This window comes from uncultured Megasphaera sp., assembly GCF_958350005.1.
GTDB lineage: Bacteria > Bacillota > Negativicutes > Veillonellales > Megasphaeraceae > Megasphaera.
Map to the genome: position 1 here is coordinate 1 of NZ_CATWFF010000189.1, position 3,715 is coordinate 3,715.

Consider the following 3,715-nt stretch of genomic DNA (forward strand, 5'->3'; position numbering starts at 1 on the left):
GTGCGAGTGAAGGGACTTGAACCCTTACGTCGTAAGACGCCAGATCCTAAGTCTCGAACAATCGTTCTTGAAAATGGCTTAATATAGCCGTTTTTCCTCAGTGCCACGCAAATGAAGAACAGCTTAACACATATTAAAAACGATGCAAAAATGTCGAAGTGTGAGTAAAATGTGAGGATGTTGTTAAATAAGTTTTCTCAATTTATCCTGGATTTGGCCTTCCATGTCCGGTATGACATGACTATATGTATCCATCGTTTCCTTGAAAGTGGAATGACCAAGACGGTTTTGAATAACTTTAAAATGAACGCCAGCAAGGATTAGCAGTGTCGCATGCGTATGTCGCAGCATGTGCAGATGAAAGTCCGGGCGGTTGATTAAGACCCCATATTTTTTGGCTGTTTTGCTGATCCATTGAGGATCATAGGGCTTGCCATCGGCGCGGCAGAATAATAAGCCGTTATTTTCATAATCCTTTGCCTTCAGGCGTTCCTGATAGGTGAGTGCTTTTTGCTTTTTCAAAATAGCAAGCGTTTGCGGATCTACTGTAATCGTACGGCGGGAAGATTCTGTTTTTGTCTTTTCAGAAATATATACCTTGCCGTTTGATTTCAGGACAGTTTGATGGATAGAAATGGTAGAGCCAATTTCATTGATGTCTGCTATTCGCAGGCCCAGCAGCTCCGATCGGCGCAAACCCGTATATAAAAGTACCCAATACATGTTATAATGTTTTTGGTTCTTTATGACTGACAGCAGCTGATGCGCTTCTTCTTTTGTCAATGCGCTTGCTTTTGACTTCTCTGTCTTTGGCAACTTTACGCCGATGAGAGGGGACTTGTCCAGAACGCCGTCATTGACCGCTTGTCTGAGAGCGATTCGGACGACGGCCAGGGCGTACTGGACGCTGCGGTTGCTGTACTTTTTTAATAGCTCTGTAATGAGGTTGCGAAACATCCAAGGCTGAAGGTCTACAAGTTTTACTTTGGCCATAGTAGGCAAGACATAGTTCATAAGCTGGAATTGATATGAATTAAAGGTCGCTTCTGTAATAGAGCTTCTGGCGCCCTTTAACCATATGGCCAGCCATTGGCCGAGCGTCGTATCCTGATTCATATTCGGCGCTCGTTGAATCATTTTGAGGTAGTTTTCTTTTGCTTCGTTGGCTTCTTTTAAAGTATCGCCATAGAACCATTTGCGTTTGCCATCAATCGTGGCGCTGGTTCGTTTTCGATTATGCGGTGCTGGCACGAGTATCACCATCCTTCAAAGAAGCTGTTCGTCATGTCTTTTTATATTTGTACCATTTTTATTGAATGGTAGTACAAGCAATTTACATGACCGGGCCGGTATTGGTAGTACCGCCGGCGCTTCCCGTCATCGTGTTGGTAGCACGGTGGCGGGATTTTTTTAATTTATGCCGCTGTATGGTAATCCAGAATAAAGATTTTGCTGGCAAACGGTATCAAATTTACAACTCAAGCACTTCATAGTATCATTCTTCCTTTTTTTCTATTCCAGGAAGCTGCTTTTTTTGTTCCCGTTCAATTTGCTTAATGCTCTTCTCAGGAGTGGGTAAGTTTTCGGGCATTGTACCACCTAAATCGCTGATAGCTTTCCGGATGGTATGACCCACTTCAAAATGAATTCTATTTGCCGTTTCCTTATCAAGTACCCTTTCACGGCGCAATTTGGCCTCGGCCTGAGTGATGCGGAACAAATTGGCCCCTAATTCTTCGCTTCCCATATTATCCAAAATATCTTCACTCTTTTTTAGTTGTTTGCGACGCTTAATAGCAGCAGCCGTTTCGCCGTTGTATAATCCCATATATCCGCTGTTCTGGAATTTGGCAAAATCCTTGTTGGTTTTTACGCCCACATCTTGTGCAGCTTTGGCCAGAGCCTTATTTTGTTCTCGTACATCATTGCGGGCTTGTACTCTTTTATCTAATTCTTCACGCAATTTTTGCGCGTCAGCTAAATCCATGAGATGATCAGCCCCTGTTTGCGCTAACCACAGCTTAAAAGGCTCGGCTTTGGGAGAAGGGATAGATTGAATAAGGCGTAATAACTGCTCGGTATTAGCGACATCAGTAAGTCGGAGTTTTCCATCAGAAGCAGGAAGTTTCAAACGGCTACAATTTGTAGCCAGTTCAGATCCTTCTTTTTTCAGGCGGCTCTTTAATACGCTCCAATACTTGCGGGGATTGGGGCTATCCGTCAACGCCCCGACGACATCAATAACTGAGTAATACCACTGGTCTTCATCTGCATTCCAAAATGCACGGATATATTGTGAATCAAATAATTTTAAGTCATTCATACATATATCAGTCCTTCCAAACTCGACCTAGACTATCCTTTCCTGTCTAAAAATTCCTTCTCATCTCTACGACCTTGCCGAGTACCTGGACGGGGAGGTCTTCTACGCTGCTGTATGGTAATCCAGAATAAAAATCTTGCTGGCAATATGTTCGACTTTGTCTAAGATATCTTCTATTTTTTCCATGACAGAAGAAGAAAAATATTCTTCACCGCACTGGCTGCATTTTTTGCAGGGGACGTTTTCAATAATGACGTAGCAATTCGGCAGGCTGGCGAAAAAGGTAGTCGTGCCGTCTACTACGGTATCAGATTTGCAACTCAAGCACTTCATAGTATCATCCTTCCTTTTTGCGAATTGTAAAAGTTTCATCCCAGCGATTGGGATCGGGAAAATAACAGGTAATAATACGGGAAGCCGTCCCTTCATCACTCATCACGACGTGAAGCGGTTTACCCGTAGAGGATATGCCGCAGATCAGACAACTGGGAAATGGGAACGACCCTTCATATTGTTCAATAATATGACCGCTGAATAGAGCTGCCTTTATATCTCTCATTCGTATGCCACGCTCGCGGAATCGTTTTGCCGTATGTTGTGTAACGAAGACCATATCTTTCGTATAATAGCGGCGTAATATTTCTATATCAATCAAGCGATCACTTCCTTCTAAACTCCACCTCAATTATCCTGCCGATTCGGCTAAAACTTCCTTCTCATTTCTACGACTTTGCCGAGTACCTGGACGGGGAGGTCAGCTATTTCGTGATTGGAGTAGAATTTCGGGGTGTATACGGCTACGTTGTGGCCGATGAGCGTGATGCCGGCAGGGCTTTCTTTGACTTCCTTGACAGTCGCTTCATTGCCGTTTACCAGGACGATGGCAATGTCGCCGGAATCGACGGTTGGCTGCTGTTTTACGATGACGATATCGCCGTCTTTCAGCGTCGGCAGCATGGAATCGCCGTGAATCTGCAGAGCAAAAAATTCACCCGTCGCCGCCAGCTCCGGCGTGATTTCTTCGTAATCCAGGATTTCCTCGACCGCCTCGATGGGGATGCCGGCGACAACACGACCAAGGACAGGGATGCGGACGCCGCGGCCTTTGATTCGTTTGATTTTCCCTTCAGATGAATTTACGATGACCGGTTGTTTCTCATCTAACAATTTTAATAGAGCGTCTAAATCTAATCCCATTGCCTTGGCAATCGCTTTTATTTTTGGAAGAGATGGAGCAATAGGTTCTCCTGTTGTTGGATTATATATTTTTTCAAGTACTCCAATATATGCCTTACTAATCCCGGAAATATTTGCAAAGTCCTGCATGGATAAGCCATGCTTTTTTCTATATGATTTGATTAATTCTCCTATATACATGATAAACCTCCTTAG

General features: G+C 43.9%; 6 protein-coding genes. All 6 read right to left on the reverse strand.

The genetic code is table 11. The annotated features are described in order from the left end of the window. Window positions 1-183 precede the first annotated feature (183 nt). The 6 genes from Q3886_RS09200 to Q3886_RS09225 all read right to left on the reverse strand — a co-directional run bounded on the left by Q3886_RS09200 (window position 184) and on the right by Q3886_RS09225 (window position 3,700). Window positions 184-1,251: a site-specific integrase gene (locus tag Q3886_RS09200; protein WP_301861125.1), complete on the reverse strand. Its 1,068-nt coding sequence runs from the start codon at window positions 1,249-1,251 to the stop codon at window positions 184-186. A gap of 82 nt (window positions 1,252-1,333) precedes the next feature. Further along, entirely contained in the window at window positions 1,334-1,459 is a 126-nt protein-coding gene (locus Q3886_RS09205; protein WP_301861126.1) for a hypothetical protein, read from the reverse strand. 36 nt (window positions 1,460-1,495) lie between these two features. After that, window positions 1,496-2,323: a BRO family protein gene (locus tag Q3886_RS09210; RefSeq protein WP_301861128.1), complete on the reverse strand. Its 828-nt coding sequence runs from the start codon at window positions 2,321-2,323 to the stop codon at window positions 1,496-1,498. 102 nt (window positions 2,324-2,425) lie between these two features. Further along, window positions 2,426-2,656, reverse strand: coding sequence for a type II toxin-antitoxin system MqsA family antitoxin (locus Q3886_RS09215; protein ID WP_301861130.1), 231 nt, complete (start codon window positions 2,654-2,656; stop codon window positions 2,426-2,428). A 4-nt stretch (window positions 2,657-2,660) separates the two neighbouring features. After that, the gene (locus Q3886_RS09220) at window positions 2,661-2,978 is read right to left on the reverse strand and encodes a DUF4258 domain-containing protein (RefSeq protein WP_301861131.1); all 318 of its coding nucleotides are present in this window, start codon (window positions 2,976-2,978) and stop codon (window positions 2,661-2,663) included. A gap of 47 nt (window positions 2,979-3,025) precedes the next feature. Further along, window positions 3,026-3,700 (reverse strand): XRE family transcriptional regulator, encoded by a 675-nt coding sequence (locus Q3886_RS09225; RefSeq protein ID WP_301861132.1) that lies wholly within the window; start codon window positions 3,698-3,700, stop codon window positions 3,026-3,028. Window positions 3,701-3,715: the final 15 nt, after the last annotated feature.